This window comes from Gemmata palustris, assembly GCF_017939745.1.
GTDB lineage: Bacteria > Planctomycetota > Planctomycetia > Gemmatales > Gemmataceae > Gemmata > Gemmata palustris.
This window is the reverse complement of sequence record NZ_JAGKQQ010000001.1, coordinates 5,520,486-5,541,452: the sequence shown is the minus strand read 5'-3', so window position 1 is coordinate 5,541,452 and position 20,967 is coordinate 5,520,486. Positions and strand designations below refer to the sequence as shown.

Annotated in this window: 15 protein-coding genes; 8 read left to right on the top strand and 7 right to left on the bottom strand. The window is 65.1% G+C overall.

Annotated elements, in window-relative coordinates; translation table 11 throughout:
• Positions 1–23: 23 nt before the first annotated feature.
• Entirely contained in the window at positions 24–1,037 is a 1,014-nt protein-coding gene (locus J8F10_RS22825; RefSeq protein ID WP_246523516.1) for a ThuA domain-containing protein, read from the bottom strand.
• Between the two features lie 175 nt (positions 1,038–1,212).
• On the opposite strand from J8F10_RS22825, the gene J8F10_RS22820 reads away from it, so the two are divergent.
• Both J8F10_RS22820 and J8F10_RS22815 read left to right on the top strand, forming a co-directional pair.
• Positions 1,213–3,618 (top strand): S9 family peptidase, encoded by a 2,406-nt coding sequence (locus tag J8F10_RS22820; RefSeq protein WP_210657771.1) that lies wholly within the window; start codon positions 1,213–1,215, stop codon positions 3,616–3,618.
• 121 nt (positions 3,619–3,739) lie between these two features.
• Positions 3,740–4,678 (top strand): N-acetylglucosamine kinase, encoded by a 939-nt coding sequence (locus tag J8F10_RS22815; RefSeq protein WP_210657770.1) that lies wholly within the window; start codon positions 3,740–3,742, stop codon positions 4,676–4,678.
• Positions 4,679–4,692: 14 nt separating this feature from the next.
• Here J8F10_RS22815 and J8F10_RS22810 read toward each other — a convergent pair whose 3' ends face one another.
• From J8F10_RS22810 to glnA, 4 genes are all read right to left on the bottom strand, one after another.
• On the bottom strand, positions 4,693–5,589 hold the full coding sequence (locus J8F10_RS22810; protein WP_210657769.1) for a hypothetical protein: 897 nt from the start codon (positions 5,587–5,589) through the stop codon (positions 4,693–4,695).
• 28 nt (positions 5,590–5,617) lie between these two features.
• Positions 5,618–6,817, bottom strand: a complete 1,200-nt coding sequence (locus J8F10_RS22805; protein WP_210657765.1) for an anhydro-N-acetylmuramic acid kinase — start codon at positions 6,815–6,817, stop codon at positions 5,618–5,620.
• Between the two features lie 101 nt (positions 6,818–6,918).
• The gene (locus J8F10_RS22800; protein ID WP_210657763.1) at positions 6,919–7,704 is read right to left on the bottom strand and encodes a gamma-glutamyl-gamma-aminobutyrate hydrolase family protein; all 786 of its coding nucleotides are present in this window, start codon (positions 7,702–7,704) and stop codon (positions 6,919–6,921) included.
• A 186-nt stretch (positions 7,705–7,890) separates the two neighbouring features.
• Positions 7,891–9,330 carry a type I glutamate--ammonia ligase gene (glnA, locus tag J8F10_RS22795; RefSeq protein WP_210657760.1) on the bottom strand — a complete coding sequence of 480 codons (1,440 nt, stop codon included), beginning with the start codon at positions 9,328–9,330 and terminating at the stop codon, positions 7,891–7,893.
• A 226-nt stretch (positions 9,331–9,556) separates the two neighbouring features.
• Here glnA and J8F10_RS22790 point away from each other — a divergent pair, with 226 nt between their 5' ends.
• Positions 9,557–11,557: a cell envelope integrity protein TolA gene (locus tag J8F10_RS22790; RefSeq protein ID WP_210657758.1), complete on the top strand. Its 2,001-nt coding sequence runs from the start codon at positions 9,557–9,559 to the stop codon at positions 11,555–11,557.
• A 211-nt stretch (positions 11,558–11,768) separates the two neighbouring features.
• Here J8F10_RS22790 and J8F10_RS22785 read toward each other — a convergent pair whose 3' ends face one another.
• Complete coding sequence (locus tag J8F10_RS22785; protein WP_210657757.1) at positions 11,769–13,187, bottom strand: MBL fold metallo-hydrolase; 1,419 nt, start codon at positions 13,185–13,187, stop codon at positions 11,769–11,771.
• 230 nt (positions 13,188–13,417) lie between these two features.
• Between J8F10_RS22785 and J8F10_RS22780 the strand changes: the two genes are divergently transcribed.
• Genes J8F10_RS22780 through J8F10_RS22760 form a run of 5 tightly spaced genes read left to right on the top strand, consistent with a single transcriptional unit; the run spans position 13,418 to position 19,255 of the window.
• On the top strand, positions 13,418–14,809 hold the full coding sequence (locus J8F10_RS22780; protein ID WP_210657755.1) for a DUF1501 domain-containing protein: 1,392 nt from the start codon (positions 13,418–13,420) through the stop codon (positions 14,807–14,809).
• Between the two features lie 17 nt (positions 14,810–14,826).
• Positions 14,827–15,102, top strand: a complete 276-nt coding sequence (locus J8F10_RS22775; RefSeq protein WP_210657753.1) for a hypothetical protein — start codon at positions 14,827–14,829, stop codon at positions 15,100–15,102.
• Positions 15,103–15,121: 19 nt separating this feature from the next.
• Positions 15,122–17,566 (top strand): DUF1553 domain-containing protein, encoded by a 2,445-nt coding sequence (locus J8F10_RS22770; protein ID WP_210657751.1) that lies wholly within the window; start codon positions 15,122–15,124, stop codon positions 17,564–17,566.
• A 25-nt stretch (positions 17,567–17,591) separates the two neighbouring features.
• Positions 17,592–17,798, top strand: a complete 207-nt coding sequence (locus tag J8F10_RS22765; RefSeq protein WP_210657749.1) for a hypothetical protein — start codon at positions 17,592–17,594, stop codon at positions 17,796–17,798.
• Between the two features lie 26 nt (positions 17,799–17,824).
• Complete coding sequence (locus J8F10_RS22760; RefSeq protein ID WP_210657747.1) at positions 17,825–19,255, top strand: c-type cytochrome domain-containing protein; 1,431 nt, start codon at positions 17,825–17,827, stop codon at positions 19,253–19,255.
• A 30-nt stretch (positions 19,256–19,285) separates the two neighbouring features.
• On the opposite strand, the gene J8F10_RS22755 is transcribed toward J8F10_RS22760, so the two are convergent.
• Positions 19,286–20,731, bottom strand: coding sequence for a hypothetical protein (locus tag J8F10_RS22755; RefSeq protein WP_210657745.1), 1,446 nt, complete (start codon positions 20,729–20,731; stop codon positions 19,286–19,288).
• Positions 20,732–20,967 lie beyond the last annotated feature (236 nt).

The following is a 20,967-nucleotide window of genomic DNA, read 5'->3' as shown; positions in this document are numbered from 1 at the left end:
CCGAACGACCGGAACACGGATTCTCACTTGAGCAAGTCGGCCGGTGTGACGCCGGGCTTCCAGTCGGCGTTACCTCTAAATTTGAAGGGCGTCGGCTTAAACGTGCCCACGAGATCCACGTTCGCTTTGTCAGGGATCTTCGATTCCAAACCCGCCGCCCAGAAGCACCCGTTCACGATCAGGCGTCGGGTGCCCTCGAACTCCAGATCCTGCGACGCGCCCATCGTGGTCGTGAACACGCGACCGGCCTTATCGCCCTCGCCCTTGTAGGTCTTGGTCCACGCGACCGGCATCATCGGGTCGTTCTTCTTCCCGCTCACGGCCTTCGACTCGGGCTTCAGCGTTTCGGTCACTTCCCCAACACGAGGGGCGTACTGTCGCCGGGTAGCGGGAGCGTGACCGTGTAGACGTCCGTGGTCCCGAAGATTTCGCCGGCCGCAATTCCCTTCAGGATCGCGTGCTTCTCCTGTCCCTTCACGACGATACCGCGCGTGCCCTCCTTGCCGTGCGAGCCGTGGTGCCACCCACGTTTCGCCGAGCACCTGTTTGCCGAAGCCCTGCTTGAAGTCCGCCTCGCCGTTGCTCCACGAGAACTTCGCGAACTTCCGGTCCTTCGGGATATTGAAGGCGTGCGTCGCGGTGCGGAGACCCACGACGGGTTTCCCCGCGGCCACGTAATCAACGACGTGCTGCATCTGGTCGTCGGGCAGGTTGAGGAACCGCGTGAAAATCACCAGGAGATCGGCGGTCTTGAGGGCCTCGAGTCCCGGAACGTTGTTGATGTTTGGGTTGACAGTTCCGTCTTTGGGGTCCACCGTAAACAGGACCGTACACTTGAACCCGTGGTGCTTGGAGAGGATCTTCGCGAGCTGCGGGAGCGCCTCTTCGGAGCGGTACTCCTGGTCGCCGCTCACGAGGACAATGTGCTTGCCCTTCCTGGGACCGTCGCCGCCTTCGAGCGACGGATTTGTCTTCCGCGCGAGCGAGCGCGGGAGCGCGACGAGAGCGAGCAGGGCAGCGAATCGAGAGAGTTTCATAGCGTGTACGATGGGTGAGGGTGGCATTCCTGGGACCGCGGGCGTCCCGCCCGCTGTTTTGAGTTAGTCCGAAGCAGCGGGCGGGACGCCCGCGGTCCCAGGGGAGGAACGGGCCTCAGTATACGCTCGCGTGCCGGGCGGGTACACTGCCTGAACGACGTTCGGGAGGGCAGCCATGTTTCGTCTGTTGTTGTGCGGGGTGTGCGCGTTGAGCATTTCCGTGGACGCCTTCGGGCAAGAGGGCTATCAGAAGCCGCCGCAAGCGGTCACCGACATTCTGGACGCGCCCGCGCCGCCAGCCCTGTCGATCAGTCCGACGGGCGAGAACCTCTTACTCGTGCAATCCGCGCGCTACCCTTCGATCGAAGAAGTCGCAGCGCCAATGCTCCGGCTCGCGGGGCTGCGTATTAACCCCAAGACGAACGGCCCCGCACGGCCCACGCGCGTGACCGGGCTGTCGCTGATTCCGATCACAGGTGGCGAACCGAAGCCGATCGTCCTGCCCGAGAAGGCCAAGATCGGGCTCCCGATGTGGTCGCCCGACGGCAAGCGGTTCGCGCTCCAGAGCACCACGGACGCTGGCATCGAACTGTGGGTGTGCGCGCTCGACGAACTGAAACTGGAAAAAGTGAAGGGCGTGCGGCTGAACGCGGCCATCGGCGAATCCGCGCAGTGGATGCCGGACGGCCGATCGCTGCTCGTGCAACTCGTTCCCGAAGGGCGCGGGGCCGCGCCCACTCCGCCGATCGCACCGGTCGGACCGGTCATCCAAGAAAGTGGCGGAAGGGCCGCGCCCGTTCGCACGTTCCAGGACATGCTGAAAGACCCGCACGACGCGGCGCTGTTCGAGTATTACTGCACGTCGCAACTCGCGGTCATTAGTGGCGAGGCCGAGAAGCCCGCGATTCAAAACATCGGGAAGCCCGCGATTCACATCGGGTCCGACCCGTCGCCGGACGGCCAGTTCTTGCTGGTCTACAGCGTACAGAAGCCGTTCTCGTACTTGCACCCCTACTCCGCGTTCCCGCGCGCGGTCGAGGTCTACAAGGCGAGCGGCACGAAGGACGGCACCGTTGCGGAACTGCCGTTGCAAGACAAAGTACCCATCGAAGGCGTGCCGACCGGTCCGCGCTCGATTCGGTGGGTGCCGACCCTTCCGCACTCGCTCATTTGGGCTGAAGCACAGGACGACGGCGACCCCAAGAAGAAGGTTCCGCACCGCGACGCGCTCTTCACCGCAACGGCCGGCGGCGAAATTAGGGGCACGGAGTTGCTGAAGGTGGAACAGCGGTTCGCGGGGATAGATTTCTTCCCGAACGGGAATCGGATGCTCGTCCGTGACTACGACCGCGACCGCAAGTGGGGGCGCACGTTCCTCGCGTCGAGCACCGCGATTCTCGCCTCCGAACCGAAACTGCTCTTCGAGCGCTCGGTCCAGGACCACTACGGCGACCCGGGTACACCGGTGATGCGGCAACTCCCGAGCGGGCACACGGTCGTCCGCACCGCGGGCGACCCGGCCGGCGACACGTTCTTCCTGCGCGGCGACGGCTCGACCTCGAAGGGCGATCGCCCGTTCCTCGACAAGTACGACCTCAAAACGATGAAGGCCGAGCGCCTCTACCACTGTCCCGAAGGCGTGTACGAGGAAGTGGTTCGGGTGCTGAACGTGTCGGGGACGAAGGTGCTCGTTCGGCGCGAATCGGTGAGCGAGCCGCCGAACTACTTCTACCGCGATGGCACCCACGAAAAGGCACTGACGAAGAACACCGACCCCGCACCGGAATTGCGCAAAGCGAAGAAGCAACTCGTCACCACCAAGCGCGCGGACGGTACCACGATTTCGTTCACGCTGCACCTGCCCCCGGACTACAAGGAAGGCACCAAGATCCCGGCGGCGTTTTATGCGTATCCGGTCGAGTTCGCGTCCGCGGACACCGCGAGTCAGGTCACCGGGTCGCCGCACCGGTTCACGAGTGTGACCGGCTATTCGCACCTGTTCTTCCTCACACAAGGCTACGCGGTGATGGAAGTATCCATGCCGATCGTCGGCCCGCCCGAGACCGCGAACAACAACTTCGTCGAACAGCTCAACGCGAACGCGCTGGCGGCCATCGATAAGGCCGCGGAGTTCGGGATCGATAAGGACCGCGTCGGGGTGATGGGGCACAGTTACGGCGCGTTCATGACGGCGAACCTGCTGGCGCACTCGAAGTTCTTCAAGGCGGGCATCGCGCGGAGCGGGGCGTACAACCGCACGCTCACCCCGTTCGGCTTCCAGAACGAGCGCCGGACGTTCTGGGAGGCGCCGGAGATTTACGGCCAGATGTCGCCGTTCTACCACGCGGAGAAGATCAAGGAGCCGCTCCTCATGATCCACGGCGCTGCGGACAGCAACCCGGGCACGTTCCCGGTGCAGAGCGAGCGCATGTACCAAGCAGTGCGCGGGACCGGCGGCACCGTGCGACTGGTGCTTCTACCACACGAGGACCACGGGTACTCGGCCCGCGAGTCCATCGGTCACGTGCTCTACGAACAGATCGCGTGGTTCGATAAATACGTCAAGAACGCGAAGAAATAAGCGCTGGGGTTCGCCACAAGCATGACCCACGAGAGGTACAAAAGCTCACAAGCTTTGTACCCCCTTGTGGCCTTCGTATCTTTGTGGTGAGGCGCATTCGGTTTTGAGCAACGGAAGTCGCATGGCTGATTCGGCACAGTTGGTTATTGGGATCGATGGCGGGGCAACGAACACGGTGGCCGTGCTCGCGGACGCGCGCACCGGCGCGGCGCTGGCGCGCGGGGAGGGCGGGCCGTCGAACATTCAGGCGACCGGCGTCGAATCCGCGCTCCGGGAACTGAACGCGGCCGTCGTAGCCGCGTTCAAGGCGGCCGGGCTGCACCGCGGGCCGGTCGCGGCCGCCGCGCTCGGTCTGGCGGGCGTGGACCGGAGCGAGGGCCTTGACGTCATTCGCGGGTGGGCCGATCTCGTTCAGCTTTCGGACAAGCTCACGATCGCGAACGACGCGACGCTCCTCTTCGCGGCCGGCACGCCCGAGGGCTGGGGGCTGGCGGTCATCGCAGGAACCGGGTCGATTGCATTCACGCTTGATGCCCACGGGAAGGACGCTCGCGCCGGTGGGTGGGGGTACCTGATGGGTGACGAAGGCAGTGCGTTCCGAATCGGGCTGCTCGGGTTGCGAGCCGCGTGTCGCGCTGCGGACAACATCGGGGAACGCACCGCCCTCCTGCCCACCTACCTGAAGGCACTCGGCTCGAACGATCCGCGCGAGTTTATTCCGGCGGTGTACCGGGGAAAGTGGGACAAGGCCGCGATTGCCGCGCTCGCGCCGCTGGTGCTGACCGCGGCGGCTTCGGGCGACGCCATCGCGACCGCAATCTTCGAGCAGGAAGCACGCGAACTGGCCCTGACAGCGGCCGGGGCGGTCGCCGCGGGCGGGTTGTCGCGTGACGGCATCCCGGTGGCACTGGCCGGCGGGCTGCTGCTCGAAAGTGAAATGTTCCGCAACTGCTTCCTGTGCGAACTCGGGGCCTGCGGCATCTCCCCCAGTTCTGTTGGGCTGGTGGACGACCCCGTTGTCGGTGCGGTGGTTCTCGCGCGGCGGTTACTGTCGCGGTAACAACCTGCTGCGGTTTACACAGTCGCCACGAGATCGCCCCACCCGGGCGCGTCGAAGATCCGGTCCGCGATGCGTTCGAGCCGGGCACGGTCCTGAATCGCGCGCACCACGACCTCAACACCTTCCGGCGCCGGGCCGAGCTTCTTCGCGCCGATCCGGAGAATGAGTTGTTGGGCTTCGCGGACCTCACCGCGAGCCATCCATTCGTTCACATATTCGGACTCGTCCACGTTCCAACCCTCCAATTTCGTCTGCCAAATTGCCTTTCGACCAGTTTTGGTCGCGAAAAGCATCGCGATCGCGGCCATTTGCGCTTTCCGCCGCCGATCCGGTTCGCCTCCAGCGAGCACCTTCCACCTATCGATGATGTCGGAAGTATCTCCTCCGGACATGAGTGGAAGCCAGGGCAGTAGTGCCGGCGCCCAATGGCCCGCTTCGATCCCCACCAGCAACTCCTCCGCCGATTCGAGTTCGAGGTTGCGTTCGACAACCCGGAGTTGCGAGTAAAGGCCCGCCGCGGGCCAAATCATCTCGCGCGACGCGGAACCACTTCCCGTCAGGTTAACGACCGCCGCGCCGAGGTGGAAGCGGCTGCCGCGCTCGGTGTCCGGTTTCCGTTCGAGCCACAGCCCGGACAGATAGCCCATCAGTCGGCCGAACATTTCCGGGTCCGGCTTCGTTTGAAATTCAACAGCAACGATCCACGGTACGCCGTTCGCACCAGCGTTTTCGACGTGAGCCACCGTATCCGATACGCGATCCGTGTCGCCGGGAAACGGGACGCCTCGCGTATCGAGCCAACCGCGAAAGACGAAATCGCTCGCGGGCAGTCGAAGGAGCCAACTCAAGAACGCGCCGGGGTCGAGTTTGGCCAGGAACCGGCTCGCTTTGTCGTAATAGTTCTCCGGCATTTCGGAGCTCGCGTTGAGTTGCGGATTGCTACGCGGCCCGGTTCGCGCGGGGGTATTCGCCGGTTTGATCGGCGAGCCATGCGGCGCAGCGCGCCCAGTTGCGGCCGTCGCCGGGGCAGATGTGGCCCAGCAAGCGCCCGCCGGTCGCGCCCGTGAGCACTGGTAGGTTCCCGGCCACGCCGTCACAGGTTAGCGCGGTCAATACCGCTGCCGCGGCTGCGTTGCGCGACAGAGCCGGCACGCCCACTGCCTCTGCGCGTTCGGCGCTGTCGCTGAACTGCTTCGCCACCAGTTGCCACAGGAAGCCGTTCCGAACGCCGCCGCCCGAAAGTACCACGCGGCGCGGACCATCCGGCTTCATGACCGGGAGGCGCCCCGCGCTGCCGATCGCACGCGCCGCGAGGTGCGTTGCGGTGCAGAGGAGGTCGGGGAGGCTCGCGTTCAGTTGGCGCACCGCGTCGAACGCGGCGAGTAAGAAGCTGCGGCCAAAGGCTTCCGCGTGGACCGTTTTGGGCGGCGTGCGGGTGAGGTGCGGGTGTTCCGCCCAGCGTGCCAGGAGGGGTTCGAGGCACCGCCCCTGGACCGCGTGCTTCCCAACGCTGGCGGGAAGCTCTTTTCCGCGCGTCCCGTTGAAGAGGATCGCGTCGAGCAACTGGTTCCCCGGTCCGGCTTCAAAGCCGAACGCGGTGGAAACCGTGCCGCCCGCCGGGACGAACAGCACGGTCGAAGCCGCCCCCAGGTGAATCAGGAGGCGCGATTCGGTGGTGTCACGGAAAAGCAGGAAGTCGGCCGCGGCGGTGATGGGGCGCCCAGAGCCGCCGGTCGCGCGGTCGCGGTCGGTAAAGCCGTGCAATGTGGTGATGCCGGTCTGTTCCGCAACGCGCTCCGCGACCTCCGGCCAGTCAATCGGAACGCTGGCGGCGGGCCGGGTCGGTTCGAGGATGCCCGCCGCGAACGTGTCGCGCGGTGATACCGCCGCTTTACTCAGGGCTTGGCGCGCGGCAAATACGACCGTGTCGGCCACGGCCCGGAGGAATTCCGGCGGAACTGCAGTGGGGGAGGCGACCGAGGCGCGAAGGACGTCGCGTACCGCGGGCGGGAAGGCGATTCGTGGCGCAGCGACCACCCGGGTTGTGAGATCGAGGCCCAACCCCTCGACCCGCACCGCGGTCGCGTCCACGCCTTCCAGCCCGGAGCTTACAGAAAGGCCGAGTAAGGTTCGGACCATGAGCAGTTCCAGGTTCCAAGTTCCGGGTTCCAAGTTGAACGGACGGAGAACGTACCGGTTCTCGAACCTGGCTTTGGAACGTGGAACGTGGAACTGAGGGGCTACGCGGCCGCGAGAGCCACGTCCGAGTTCCGCACGGCGGCCAGGACGAAGCACTCGAAGATCTGCACGTCCAGCGCGCTGGCGGTATCCGCTTCCGGGTGCCACTGCACGCCGACGCAGAACCAGTTCGGGTCGGTCGATTCGATCGCCTCGATCACGCCGTCCGGCGCCTTGGCCGCGACGCGCATCCTCTTGCCCATCTGGTTGATGGCTTGGTGGTGCGCGCTATTCACCCGCAGTTCTTGCGTGCCGTAAATGTCGTCGAGGCGGGTGTTTTCTTCGATGAGAACCATGTGCCGGTGCGGGGCGCCGGTCTGGTCGAAGTGCGGCAGCGCCTTCGGGTTGTCCGCGGGCAGGTGCATGTGCAGGGTGCCCCCCGCGAACACGTTCAACTGCTGCATCCCGACGCCGATGCCGAGCACGGGGATCTTGCGCTCGAAGATCTTGGCGAGCAGGTAGCGGTCCGAGTCCTCGCGGCGGGCCGGCATCGGGTTCACGACGGCCGTGAGCGGCTGCCCGTTGCGGCGCGGGTCCATGTCCGCCCCGCCGGTCAGCACGATGCCCGCGCACTGGTCGAGCAGCGCGTCAATGTCCGCGAGGTTGTCCTTGCGGAGCGGCGGGAGAACGACCGGCAGGCCCCCGGCGGTCAGGATCGCGTCGATGTAGCCGACGTTGAGTTTGGCGAACGGGATGCCGTTCTTCGGCGTGATGAAATCGGTGTTCACCGCGATCAGCGGACGGGCGGGCGGCGCGGCGGGTTCTTTCTCTTTGGTGCGAGGGGGCATGTGCGGCGAGTCCTCCGTGACCGGCGTGGCCTGGGGCGTCATGCCCGAGGTGAAAGAGCAGTGTAGCGGGCGGGAAAAGTACGATACAAGGCCAATTCAGTGGAGATCGGAATTCAGCTCCTGAGATTCTGTGCGCGCAGGAAAAGTACAGCGCGTCATCTGAGGGCTGAATTCCGACCGGTCCTGCTACGAGTCGAAGTACAGCGCGAACTCGTAGGGGTGCGGGCGCACGCGGATCGCGGCGACCTCGGCCTTGCGCTTGTACTCGATCCACGTCTCGATCACGTCTTCCGTGAAGACGCTCCCGTGCAGCAAGAACTCGTGGTCCTTTTCCAGCGCGTTGAGTGCCTCCACGAGCGTACCAGGGGTCTTCGGCACGTTCTTGAGTTGCTCCGCCGGCATGTCGTAGATGTCCTTGTCGAGCGGGTCGCCGGGGTGGGTCTTGTTGCGAATCCCGTCGAGCATCGCCATGAGCATCGCCGCGAACGCGAGGTACGGGTTAGCGGCGCCGTCGGGAATCCGAAACTCCAGCCGCTTCGACTTCGCACGCGACGAGTACACCGGGATGCGGATGGCGGCCGAGCGGTTCCGCTGGCTGTACGCGAGGTTCACGGGCGCCTCGTAGCCCGGTACCAGGCGCTTGTAGCTGTTCGTGGTGGGGTTCGTGATCGCGCACAGCGCGGGCGCGTGCTTCAGCAGCCCGCCGAGCGCGTACATCGCGAGGTCCGACAGCCCGGAGTAGTCGCTGCCCGAGAACAGGTTCACGCGGTCGCCGCCCTTGTCCTTCCACAGCGAAACGTGGACGTGCATCCCGCTCCCGTAGTCCTCGAACAGCGGCTTGGGCATGAACGTCGCGGCCTTATTGTGCCGGCGCGCCACGTTCTTCACGATGTACTTGTACTTCAGCACGTTGTCGGCCATCGCCACGAGGTCGTCGTACCGCACGTTGATCGCGCACTGTCCGCCGCCGGCCTTCTCGTGGTGGTGGCTCTCCACGGTCATCCCGCACTGCATCATCGCGAGCATCATCTCGCTCCGCAGGTCGTGCAAGGAGTCCTGCGGCGGGCACGGGAAGTACCCCTGTTTGTACGGCACCTTGTACCCGAGGTTCGGGCGCTCGTCGCGGCCTGTGTTCCACTGCCCCTCGCCCGAATCGACGTAGTAGAACGCGGAGTGCGGCGTTTGGTCGAATTTCACGTCGTCGAAAACGAAGAACTCCAGGGACGGCCCGAACATCGCCGCGTCCGCGACGCCGGTGGACTTCATGTAATTGACGGCTTTTCGCGCCACGTTCCGCGGGTCGCGGGAGTAGTCTTCCTTCGTGAGCGGGTCCTGGATGTTGCACAGCATCGCGAGCGTGACGTCTTTGCAGAACGGGTCGATGAACAGCGTGTCCGGCTGCGGCATGAGCAGCATGTCGGACTCGTTGATCGCGACCCACCCGCGGATGCTGGACCCGTCGAACCCGATCCCGTCCTCGAAGGCGTTCTCGTCGAGCACCTCGGCCGGAACGGTGAAGTGCTTCCACAAGCCCGGGAAATCCATGAACCGGAAGTCGACGGCCTTGACTTCGCGCTCACGAATGAACGCCAGAACTTCGCGGGGAGTGCGTGCGTGCGTGGACATCGGGTAAATTCCGGGTGCGGCCGGGGCGCTCGGGTGGGGAAAGCGCGAACGCGGAGAGGAAGTGGCGCGTCCAGTCTTTATAAGTTCCGGGGTCCAACTTCCAATAGTGTTCGAGTTCCAACAGTTCCGGGTTCCACGTTCCAGCAGTTCCACGTGAGACCAAGCCACTGCCCCCAATCACTCCCCCAACTTGGAACATGGAACTCGGAACTTCAGAGGAGCACACATGTCCGATTTGCCGATCCGTCGGGTGGTTTTGTACAAGCACGGTGTCGGGTACTTCGAGCGCGAAACGCACATTGAGGGCGATCAGTCGCTCTCGCTTTCGTTTAAGCAGCGCGAGGTGAGCGACGTCCTCAAGTCGCTCACGGTGCTCGACCTGGACGGCGGCCTCGTGTCCGCGGTCAGTTACGATTCGACCACGCCGGTCGAACAGCTACTCGCGGAAATCGCGCTCTCCATCCCGGATTCGGGAAGCCTGAAGGGGCTGCTGCCGCAAATTAAGGGCGCGCGCGTATCGGTGAAGCCGACCGGCGGCTCAACGGTTCAGGGTGTAATTCTCGGCATCGACAAGACGGACGCGCGCACCGAGCACGGTCTCGAAGAAACGCACCGGCTCTCGCTCCTCACCGACTCCGGCGACGTCCGCACGTTCGACCTCTTCGACCTCGAACTCACGATCCTCGACGAGGGCATCAAGCGCGACCTCGATTTCTACCTGAAGACGCAACTCGCGTCGAAGAAGAAGGACGCTCGCACGTTCACGCTGTTCGCGCAGGGCGAGGGGACGCGCACGGTCCGCGTGAGCTACGTGCTCGAAGCGCCCGTGTGGAAGGCGACGTACCGGATACTGCTGGATGAGGGGGTAGGTTCTTCTCCCCTCATCCAAGGTTGGGCGGTCGTTGACAACACGTCGGACGAAGACTGGCAGGACGTGGGCCTCACACTCGTGGCGGGCCTTCCGGTGTCGTTCACGCACGATCTCTACACGCCGCGGTACATTCGCCGACCGGTGGTCGAGGTGAAGGAGACAACCGGGGTGCTCCCGCCGATGGCGGAAGCGGGCGTTGAAGACTACGAGATGACGGGGGAACTGACGGCGTTCTCGGCCGGCCTCGCTGCTCCGGCACCGGTCCGCATGGCGAAAATGCGTCGGAGGGAGAACGTTGAAGTCGTTGAGAAAAACTATGGGAACAGAAGTTCGGCCGTATCCTCGGTTCAGGCCCAAACGCGCGAGCGGCAAGTCGGCGACCTGTTCGAGTACAGCATCGACAAACCCGTCACCGTTCGCCGAAACCAGTCCGCGCTCGTGCCGATCCTGCTGAAGCCGTTCGCGGGGCGCTCGGTGCTGCTCTACCAGAAGGCGGCCCGGGCGGAGAACCCGATCCGCTGTGTCGAGTTCGAGAACACAACCGGGCTCACGCTCGAAGGCGGGCCGGTCACGGTACTCGAACAGGGCAGTTACGTCGGGGAAGCGATGCTCGATACGCTCAAGCCCACCGAAAAGCGACTGGTCGGCTACGCGGTGGAACTGGCGGTCCGGGTGCTCGACAACATCGACTCGCACAGCGACCGCGTGACGCGCGTGACGATCCGCAACGGCACCCTCAAGACGCACTACGCCCAGGTGCAGAAGACGACGTACACGTTCAACAGCACGTCCGACAAGGAACAGGTGGTGTACCTCGATCACCCGCGCGACGATTCGCGGTGGAAACTGGTGGAGACCGCGAAGCCCCACGAGACGACCGAGAACTACTGGCGGTTCCGGTTCCTGCTCCCGCCGAGCACCGCGAGCAAGTTCGTCGCCCAGCAACAGCAGACGCTGTTTCAGTCGTTCGGCCTCGCGGACATCACCGACAAGCAGCTCTCGGCGTGGGTCTCCGCAAAGTACCTCGATAAAGCGACCGAGAAGGCGCTGAAAGAGGCGCTCGCTCAGCGGCAACAGGTGGGTCGCATTGAGGAGAAATTGGCCCAACTCAACGACGAGCGGAACAAGATCCACGCGGAGCAAAAGCGCATCCGCGAGAACCTCGGCGCGCTCGGCGACCGGGCGAGCGAGAAGGCGCTGCGGGAGCGCTTCGTCGCCACGCTCGACAAGCAAGAGGACCGCCTCGCGAAGATCGCGGAAGAGGAGGCGAAACTGCACGCCGATCGCGACGATGCTCGCGAGAAGTTGAGCGCCGCGCTCGCGAAGTTGGAGTACGATGCGCCCGTATCTGAATGAAAAGAGACGACCGGCCGTGGCTCACCGCAGTCCGTCTTGTTTCGGGATCGCTGCCGCGGACGGAATGAGCAGTGGCCGCAAGGAAGCGGGAGGCGCCAGCGCTCCCTTGCGGCCACTGCTCATTCAAGGAAGCCGAAACCGGCCTAACGTGGACCTCTTCTTTTGTGCTCTTTGTGTCTTTTTGTGGCCAATCTCTTCTGCTTGTGGCCCTCTACACCAACACCGTCTCACCCCGATCGGGAATGCCCACGTCGGCGAACCCGATGCCCGTAAGCCCTTCCGCCAGTTTCGCGGCCCGTTCGGGTTCGCCGTGAACGAGGCGCACGCGCGCGGTGGAACCGGCCAGAGGGCCGAGCATCCGCAGCATGTCGCTGTGGTCGGCGTGACTGGAGAGCCCGTTCAGCACGACCACCTCGGCCTTCACCGGGCACGGTCGGCCCAGCACGCGGACTTCCGGGCGCTTCTCGACCAGGCGCCGACCGAGGGTGTCCGCGGCCTGGAAGCCGGCGATGAGGATCGTGTTGCGCGGGTCGCTGAGGCCGTGCTTCAAATGGTGCAGGATGCGCCCCGCTTCGCACATTCCGCTCGCCGAGATCACCACACACGGACCCTCGCGCCGGTTCAGTTTCACGCTCTCGTTCACCGTCTCGACGTACCGGACGTGCTTTTCGCCGAACAGGTCCGGTTCGGTCGCGAGGAGCGCGAGCGTTTCTTCGTCGAAGCACTCCGTGTGTGCGCGAAACACTTCGGTCGCCCGGTTCGCCATCGGACTGTCTACGAACACGGGAATGGGCGGGAGTTTGCCGCTCGAAATGAGCTGGTGCAGGAAGTACACCACCGTCTGCGTGCGCCCGACCGCGAACGCCGGAATGACGACGCGGCCCCCGCGCGCGATGGTTCGGCGCACCACTTCGCCCAGCTTGTCGGCCGTTTCGTCCACCGGCTCGTGCGTGTGCCCGCCGTAGGTGCTCTCGCTGATGAGCAGATCACACGCCGGGATCGGTTCCGGGTCGCGCAAAATGGGCAGCCCCGGTCGCCCCACGTCGCCGGTGAACGTGAGGCGCCGCACCCCGGACGGTCCGTCGAGTCGCAGGTGAACCGTTGCCGAGCCGAGCAAGTGCCCGGCGTCCGCGAACGTGACTTCGATTCCCTTGCTCAGGGTGAACGGCTCACCGTACCGCACCGCCTGCATTTTGGTCAGTGTGCGGAACACGTCGCGGGCGTCGAACAACGGGGTGACCTTCGGTTCGTGCCGCGCGCGCTTTTGGTTCAGGTAGTTCGCGTCCTCTTCCTGGATCTTGGCGGCGTCGCCGAGCATAACCGCGGCGAGCGCGCGGGTGGCCGGGGTGCAGTAGATCGGCCCCGCGAACCCTCTGCGCACGAGGTTCGGCAAATTGCCGCAATGGTCCACGTGCGCGTGACTGAGAACGACCGCGTCGATGTCGCGCGTGCGGAACGGGAAGTCGCGGTTGCGGAGGTGACTCTCGGAGCGCTTGCCCTGGAACAGCCCGCAGTCGAGTAAGATCGTTTTGCCCGCGGTCGTGAGCTGGTGCATCGAACCGGTCACGGTTCGCGCGGCCCCCCAGAACGTAACCGTTGGTTCGGCCGGGGGCTGTGGGTCTTTGGCCATAAGATCTTTCGAGTTAGAACGGGCAGGCGAAGACCGAGCCCGTGTATCGTCGCTGTGTGCGTTCGAGGCAATCGGACCGAGTTCGGTCCGGGGCCGTGCATTTGAACCATCCGGCGCAGTTTTCTGGTTCCGTCCGGGCGCGCGTGATGGCACAATATCGTTATCCTCCCTCGCCTACCGCGCCACAATACCGCTTCTCCCGCCCACCGATCGTTTCACGAGAGCCCGCAATGTTCCGATCCGGCTCACTGGTCACCACGCGCCGCAGTTTCCTCGGTTTGGGCGCGTGCGGGCTGCTCGCGCTACCTCACTGGCAACCCGCCTTCGCCGCCGGCAAGAAGGCCCGGGCGAAGTCCGTGCTCGTGGTGTTCGAGCAGGGCGGTGTGTCGCACATGGACACGTTCGACCCGAAGCCGGATGCGCCCGCCGAGCACCGCACGCCGTTCAAAACCATTAATACGGCCGCGCGCGGAATGCAATTCACCGAACTGCTCGCGCGCACCGCGGTACACGCGGACAAGCTCACCGTCGTCCGGTGCATGACGCAGCCGAAACCGGGTATCGGCAACAGCCACCCCAAAGGCTCGCAGTACATCTTCAGTGGCGAATCGCCCGACGGCGCGGAGGTGATGCCGGACATCGGCTCGGTGGTGTCGTACCGGATGGGGAGCGCGGCGCGGAACCTTCCCTCGTACATCATGGTTCCGGGGACGAGCGAGCAGGAGTACAACACAAAAATTGGCTTTCTCCCCCCGCAGCACCGCGTCTTCAAGACCGGCGGAAAGCCGCACGATCCTAAATGGACGGTCCCCAACCTCGCACTCGCCGGCATCGCTCCCGATCGCTTCAAGGACCGCACCGATCTGCTCAGTAACCTCGATGTCGGCATTCCGGGAGCGGACCAAGCCAAAGACGCGAAGACGCTCACGAGCATGCGCGACCAGGCCGAAGACATGCTCACCAACCCCGCGACGCGGAAGGCGTTCGACTTGCGGGCCGAACCGCTGAAAGTGCGCGAAGAATACGGGCTGGGGCACCGCGGGCAGTGCTACTTGCTCGGCCGCAAGCTGATCGAATCCGGGGTGCGGTTCGTGACGATCGATTGCCGCGAACCGCCCGCGCGCGAGTACCCCGGCGGTGGCAACATGAACTGGGACCACCACGACCACATCTATTCGCCGAAGGACACCGCCATTAAAGGCGGCGGGGCCGGCGCGGGGCGGTGGGGCATTCAGACGTGGCCGATGATGGGCAGCACGGACCGCGCGTTTTCCGCGCTGCTCGCCGACATGCACCAGCGCGGGCTGCTCGAAGAAACGCTCGTGTGCTTCGTGACGGAGTTCGGCCGCACGCCGCGCATCAACGACCGCAAGGGCCGCGACCACTGGACGCACGCCTTTAGCATCGCGTTCGCGGGCGCCGGGGTGCCGGGCGGTCAGGTGGTCGGCGAAACCGACAAGGAAGGCGGCTACATCACCAGCTCGAAGGCCTACACTCTCGAAGATTACGCGGTGACGATCTACGAGAAACTCGGCATCGACCTGACGAAGCCGATTTACACCCCCGCGGGCCGCCCGATCTACCCCGGCAAAGACGGGCACGCGATCACGGAAGTGATGTGACGCTCGCCGAGATTCGGATGACTCCCCTTGCTGAAACACTCGCGCTGTTGAAGTCGCTCCCGTGGCCCGAGAATCAGTGCGCGATTCAAGAGGGCCGGGCGAGCGCGGTGCTCCGGCGCGGTCGTATGGAGGCCACCGTTCGTAGCGCGGCCGACGGCTTGGTCGATGTCGTTTACGAGCCGGCGCTCCACGAAACGGCCCGCGAGCGCGTGCGCCCGGCCGTGGCGGTCAAATTGGTACTGGCGATCTTCCACCGCGAGCGCTTGTGTCGAGTTGAGGTTCCCGAAGCGTAAGCCCCACGAAACGGATTCAATGACGATCTTCACGCTACTGCTCGGTGCGACTCTCGCGGCCCCCGCCGATGCTCCGGCGCGCATCGAGGTGTACCCCACGAAGGTCACGCTCACGTCCCCGCGCGCGGTGTGTCAACTCGTTGTCACCGGGCACTTCGCGACCGGCGAGACGCGCGACCTCACGCGCGACGCGACTTTTACTCCGCCCGCGCCCGTGGTCGAAATACGCGATGGCGTAGTCGCGCCCAAGAAGAACGGGCGGGGAGAGATTGCGGTGGCTGTGGGTGGGCACACGATCAAAGTGCCGGTCGAAGTGAGTGGCCAGAGCGAGCCCGACCCAATGCGGTTCCGCACAGAAACGCTCGCGGTGATGACCAAGCAGGGGTGTAACGGCGGTTCCTGTCACGGCTCGCCGGAAGGGAAGGGCGGGTTCCGACTGTCGTTGTTCGGCTACGATCCGGGCATTGACGCGGAGAGCCTCGTTCGCGGCGGACTCAATCGGCGCGTCGATGCGTTCACCCCGGCGGACAGTTTGGTACTCAAGAAGCCGCTGATGCGCGTCCCGCACGTTGGAGGGAAGCGCCTCAATAAGAGCGACCTCGGTTACCGCGTGCTCCTGGACTGGATCGCGCAGGGGGCCAAAACGGATGATGACAAGCAACCCGCGTGCGTGCAACTCGTGGTGTATCCGGGTCCGAACCGCATTCTGCGTGCGCCGAACCTCGCACAGCAACTCAGCGTGATCGCCAAGTTCGCCGACGGCACCACCCGCGATGTGACCGCACTCGCCACCTACGAAGTGTCGCACAAGGACGTGCTATCTGCCTCCGATACGGGATTGGTTACGGGTGCGAAGCGCGGTCAAGGGGCCGTTTCCGTTCGCTACCTCAATCACCTCGAATCGGTTCACTTCACGATGACCGAAGAGGTGGAGGGGTTCGTCTGGAACAACCCCGCAGAAGCGAACTTCATCGATAAGCACGTTCACGCGAAGCTCAACCAGCTCCGCGTACTGCCGTCGGGCACCTGCGACGACGCGACCTTTTTGCGCCGCGTCTACCTCGACCTTACCGGCTTGCTCCCGCCTGCGAAAAAGGCGAAAGCCTTTCTCGCGGACACAACCGCCGACAAGCGCGCGAAGGTCATTGACGAGTTGCTCGCGTCGGAGGAGTTCGCACGATACTGGGCGCTACGCACAGCGGATTTGATGCGCGTGAACTCCAAAACGCTTCCCGAAGGTCGCGCGGAACTGCTCGCGGACTGGCTCGTCGAGAGCTACCGCAAGAACGCGCCGTTCGACAAGGTCGCGACCGAGCTACTCACTGCGACCGGCGACGCCGCGAAGGTGCCCACCGCGAACTACTTCCTCGCGATCCCGAACCTCGAAGACCTCGCCGAGACGACCGCGCAACTGTTCATGGGATCGCGCGTGAACTGTGCGAAGTGCCACAACCACCCGTTCGAGAACTGGACCCAGGAGGACTATTTCCGCATTGCGGCGGTGTTCACTCGCGTCAAGAAGACGGGCAAAGTGGTGTCGGCCGGTACCACCGGCGAGACGACGCACCCCACGAGCGGCAAGGTACTCACCCCGTTCGGCGATGTGGTAACCGATCCGAAGGCGGATCGCCGGGTCGCGTTCGCGCGCTGGCTCACGAAGCCGGGCAACCCGTTTTTCGCGCGCGTCGAGGTGAACCGGATGTGGTTCGGGCTGTTCGGGCGCGGGATCGTTCATCCTGTGGACGACTTCCGCTCCTCGAACCCGCCGGCGATTCCCGAACTCCTGGACACACTCGCGAGCGAGTTCGAGCGGAGCAATTTCGATCGCAAACACATTCTCCGGCTCATGTGCAACAGCCGCACTTACCAGCGGTCCACCGCGACGAACAAGTTCAACGAAACGGACGACGCGCTGTTCTCGCGCTACCCGATCCGCAGGTTGACCGCCGAGCAGATGCAGGACGCGATCGGCTACGCGACCGGGAGCCTGGCACCTCCGGTCGATCTCGGAGCACAGATCACAAAGGCGGAGACCGAACTCGCCGCAGCGCCCGCAGATAAAGCCAAACAAACCGCCCTGCGCCGGTTGAAGGACCGCACCTCCTACGCAACGCAGCGCCTCACGCCCGAGCAGTCGCAGTTCCTCATGGCGTTCGGCCAGCCGAAGCGCGAAAGTCCGTGTGCGTGCGAGCGCGTGGACGAGCCGACCGTCGATCAGGCACTGCAGTTGCTCAACGGCCCGCTCGTGGCCGGGCGCGTGAGCGGGTCCGCCGATGCGTTCGCGAAACTCACGGACGCGGAGCTGGCCGAGCACCTCTGGCTCGCGGCATTCACTCGATTACCCAACGAAGCCGAGCGGAAGAAGGTGGCCGACCACCTGAAAAAGGCCGCGAACCGCCCGGACGCGGTGCGCGATCTGGTGTGGGCGGTCATCAACACGCGCGAGTTCCTGTTACAGCACTGATCCGGGCGCCACAGGTGGTACGATCGTGATTGCGCTGGGTACCCACTGGTTCTGTCCCCTACTCAACCGCGCGATCGCGGAAGGGTACTGCCTCGATATCCAGTACCAGCGACTTGGTTACTGCAAGCCGGACGTTCTGACCGAAGTGAAGCGGGAAACGCGGAAGTCGGCGGGAGAGATTTCCGCTACTTGCGACGACTGCCCGAACCAACCGCTACCGGACCAGCCCTGAACACGGCCCTTCGCCCCGGGAATCGTATGCGCTGCCTGTCGAGACCTCTTCGCTTTGTGGGCGCGGTCGCGCTGATCGTGTCGTTTGCCGCGCCGGTATCGGCCGCGGACCCGGCGTTCCTGTCGGACGTTGCGCCCGTGCTGGTGTCGCGGTGCGTGAGTTGCCACGGTGGAGTGAAGGCCCGCGGCGCTTACAAGCTGGACACGTTCGACAACCTCCTGAACCCGGGTTCGTCGGACGCGAAGCCCGTGGTGCCGGGCAAGCCGGAGGAGTCCGCGCTGTACCAGCGTCTCATCGCGCCCGATCCGAAGGAGCGGATGCCGCCGGGCGATGATTCCCTTTCGGCGGACGAAATCGCCGCGGTGAAGCGGTGGATCGCGGCCGGCGGGACGTTCGACGGGGCCGACCGCGCGGTCGCGCTGAAGGGCATTCTTCCGCCGCGCAAGCACCCGACCCCGCCCGAGAAGTACCCGGCCGCTGCGCCGGTGTTCGCGCTCGCGGTTTCACCGGACGGCAAAGAACTCGCCGCGAGTGGCGTCAACGAAGTGACTGTGTGGGACGCCGCGAACGGGAAATTGCTGCGCCGGCTCCCGCGCCTCCCGGCCCGGATTCACGCACTGGCCTACACCGCAGACGGCAAACACCTTCTGGTCGGCGGCGGGACCGCGGGCGAGTACGGCGAAGTCGCGCTCGTGGACGCCAAGACCGGCGCGCGCGTCCGGGTGTTCGGCACGTTCGACGACATCGTGCTGGCGGTCGCGTTCTCCGCGGACGGCAAACTGGTCGCGGCCGGCAGCGCGGACCGCACCGCACGCGGGTTCCACTTCGCGGACGGCAAAGAGGCGTGGCGCGCGTCACTGCACTCGGATTGGATCACCGGAGTCGCGTTCAGCCCGGACGGTAAGTGGGTCGCGACGAGCAGCAAGGACCGCACAGTAAAAGTGCTCGAAGCCGGTACCGGGAAGCTGTTCACCACGTTCAACGGGCACCGCCGACAGTACGCGCCGCACGTCGGGCAGCTCGAGGTGTACGCGGTCGCGTTCGATTCGGCGGGAACCGCGTTATCGGTTGGGGGAGGAGCCGCGATTCGGGCGTGGGAGCCGATCAAGACGCAGGACGAGAACGGCAGCGCCGCCGACATGGAGGAGCGATTCAAGAAGGCCGGTCACACCCGCTATTTGGAATTCCCCGCGGGCAAGCCGGTGTTCGCACTCGCCCTGGGCGACGGGCACACGTTCTCGGCAGGTGGTGATGGCCTGTTACGTGAGCACGACATCGCTTCTGGCAAGCTCGTGCGCGAATACCCGAAACACAACGACTGGATATTTGCGGTCGCGACGCACTCCGGTGCGGGGCGAGTTGCTACCGGCGGGTTCGATGGGACCGTTCGCGTCTGGGACACCAAAACCGGGAACGCGATAACGTCCTTCGTGGCCGCACCCGGCTTCGCCAAGTAACGGGTTCGGTCGCGCGAACACGCTGAGCCATCACGCCGCGCGCGATACCGGCGTTTCGTTCGACGCGGGACGCGCTACCCGCGTGATTCGCGGTTGTGTTCGTGCCGCGTGCCAGCGCACCGCCAACCACGACACGAGCGAGCCACCAAATACCCACCAGTAGAGCGGCACCACCCGCACCCACCAGGGGCCGACGATCCACGCACTCACCGCGAGCGGGAGCCCCCACGCGGCGAGCACAACGAAGTCGCGCCGGAACTCGGGCCGCTCCTTGATAATCTTCGCCAGCAGCCAGAAGCCCGGCGCGAGGAACGGCACGAACCACCGCACCGACACGCACGCGCCGCCGTGGTTTTTCGAGAGTACGCCGTACATTGCCCACCCAACCGCGCACCACGCGATCAGCCCGAGCAGTTCCGTGCGGTGGGCTGTTCCCCGGCGCCACAGCACCAGAGCGCCCGCAGTCAGCGCGAGCAACAGCGGCGGGTTGTGTGTGAGGAAGCCCTTCTTCCCAAAGAGCAAATCGAGCGTGTACGCGAACTGGGCGAGCGGGCGCGGGCGCACGACGCCGGTCATGGTGGTCTCGAACGGGCTGCCGGGCCAGCTCAGGTATTCGGGGTGCATGTTCAGCGGGCGGAGCCAGTCGCCGCCGATCGCGTAATTGATCGCGTGGCCCGTCACCACGCAGGGCAGCATCGCAGCGCCACACACCAATACGGGAAGCACGCGCCGGGTGCGTATGGCGACGACTACTAACACGACCGGCACGAGTGGCGGGCCGACGCCGAAATCCAGGTTGTAAGCGAACCCCGTAATGAACCCCGCGGCCACGAGCGACACCCATGCCGTTCGCACCTCCGCGGCCCGATCCGCAATCCGACACAGCAGCACACAGATTGCCGCCACTGCCCCGAGTTGGGCGATGTGGTTGTTCGCGCTCCGCGTGTATGTGGGCAGCACGGTCGCCAGTGCGAACGCGGCCAGCCACGCGACGCGCCAACCGGGTGAAAGTCCGATCCGGGTGCCGAGGCTCCACATGCACCCCACCGCGACCGCGAAGCCGGCCCCGCTCAGCAGCGCGCACACCACTTGTGCGAACACGTCGGGCCGTTCGCTCGGTGCGGGCAGCCCGAGCTGCATCAGCCCGCGGTACGCGGCCGCGAGGGGAAGACTCACGAGCGGCGGCTTATCGGAGTAGTAACGGCCGTCAATGAGGAGTTTGTCGAGCGTCCCGCGCCGCGTGAGGGCGTCGTCGGGATCGTAGGGCGGGGTGCCGCGCGTGAAGAGTTCTTCGGGCGGTGTGAGAAACACGCTGCCATCAATGCAGAACGTGTTGCGCTCGACGAGTGATTCCACTGATGCGAGTCGGCTGCCATCGTTCCACGATGATGCGAACGGGCGCGCGCTGACGGCCGCGCCCGCGAACGCGATTCCCGCCAGCACCCACGCCACCAGTCCGTGATCGGCCCACTTCATTCCGCTACCTCAATCCCGGCGACGCGGGAAGATAGCGAAGGGCGCAAAGCGACGCAACCGCGACCGGTTCGAGTGTGAAGTCTCAACGAGCGGGTGGAACTTCCCCCGGTTAGTGCTGCGTTGAAATCAAAGGTATTTGCGAACGGCCGATGTGAGCGGTGTGTAAGCACTACCGGCGGGCTTGCGCCGCCCCGTTCGCGAGAACACAGCAACCGGCCGGCTCACACCGGCCGTTC

What these genes read in the sequence shown, in the direction of transcription:
- J8F10_RS22825 (WP_246523516.1), bottom strand. Translation starts at nt 1,037, where the DNA reads ATGAAACTCTCTCGATTCGCTGCCCTGCTCGCTCTCGTCGCGCTCCCG.
- J8F10_RS22820 (WP_210657771.1), top strand. Translation starts at nt 1,213, where the DNA reads ATGTTTCGTCTGTTGTTGTGCGGGGTGTGCGCGTTGAGCATTTCCGTG.
- J8F10_RS22815 (WP_210657770.1), top strand. Translation starts at nt 3,740, where the DNA reads ATGGCTGATTCGGCACAGTTGGTTATTGGGATCGATGGCGGGGCAACG.
- J8F10_RS22810 (WP_210657769.1), bottom strand. Translation starts at nt 5,589, where the DNA reads ATGCCGGAGAACTATTACGACAAAGCGAGCCGGTTCCTGGCCAAACTC.
- J8F10_RS22805 (WP_210657765.1), bottom strand. Translation starts at nt 6,817, where the DNA reads ATGGTCCGAACCTTACTCGGCCTTTCTGTAAGCTCCGGGCTGGAAGGC.
- J8F10_RS22800 (WP_210657763.1), bottom strand. Translation starts at nt 7,704, where the DNA reads ATGCCCCCTCGCACCAAAGAGAAAGAACCCGCCGCGCCGCCCGCCCGT.
- glnA (WP_210657760.1), bottom strand. Translation starts at nt 9,330, where the DNA reads ATGTCCACGCACGCACGCACTCCCCGCGAAGTTCTGGCGTTCATTCGT.
- J8F10_RS22790 (WP_210657758.1), top strand. Translation starts at nt 9,557, where the DNA reads ATGTCCGATTTGCCGATCCGTCGGGTGGTTTTGTACAAGCACGGTGTC.
- J8F10_RS22785 (WP_210657757.1), bottom strand. Translation starts at nt 13,187, where the DNA reads ATGGCCAAAGACCCACAGCCCCCGGCCGAACCAACGGTTACGTTCTGG.
- J8F10_RS22780 (WP_210657755.1), top strand. Translation starts at nt 13,418, where the DNA reads ATGTTCCGATCCGGCTCACTGGTCACCACGCGCCGCAGTTTCCTCGGT.
- J8F10_RS22775 (WP_210657753.1), top strand. Translation starts at nt 14,827, where the DNA reads ATGACTCCCCTTGCTGAAACACTCGCGCTGTTGAAGTCGCTCCCGTGG.
- J8F10_RS22770 (WP_210657751.1), top strand. Translation starts at nt 15,122, where the DNA reads ATGACGATCTTCACGCTACTGCTCGGTGCGACTCTCGCGGCCCCCGCC.
- J8F10_RS22760 (WP_210657747.1), top strand. Translation starts at nt 17,825, where the DNA reads ATGCGCTGCCTGTCGAGACCTCTTCGCTTTGTGGGCGCGGTCGCGCTG.
- J8F10_RS22755 (WP_210657745.1), bottom strand. Translation starts at nt 20,731, where the DNA reads ATGAAGTGGGCCGATCACGGACTGGTGGCGTGGGTGCTGGCGGGAATC.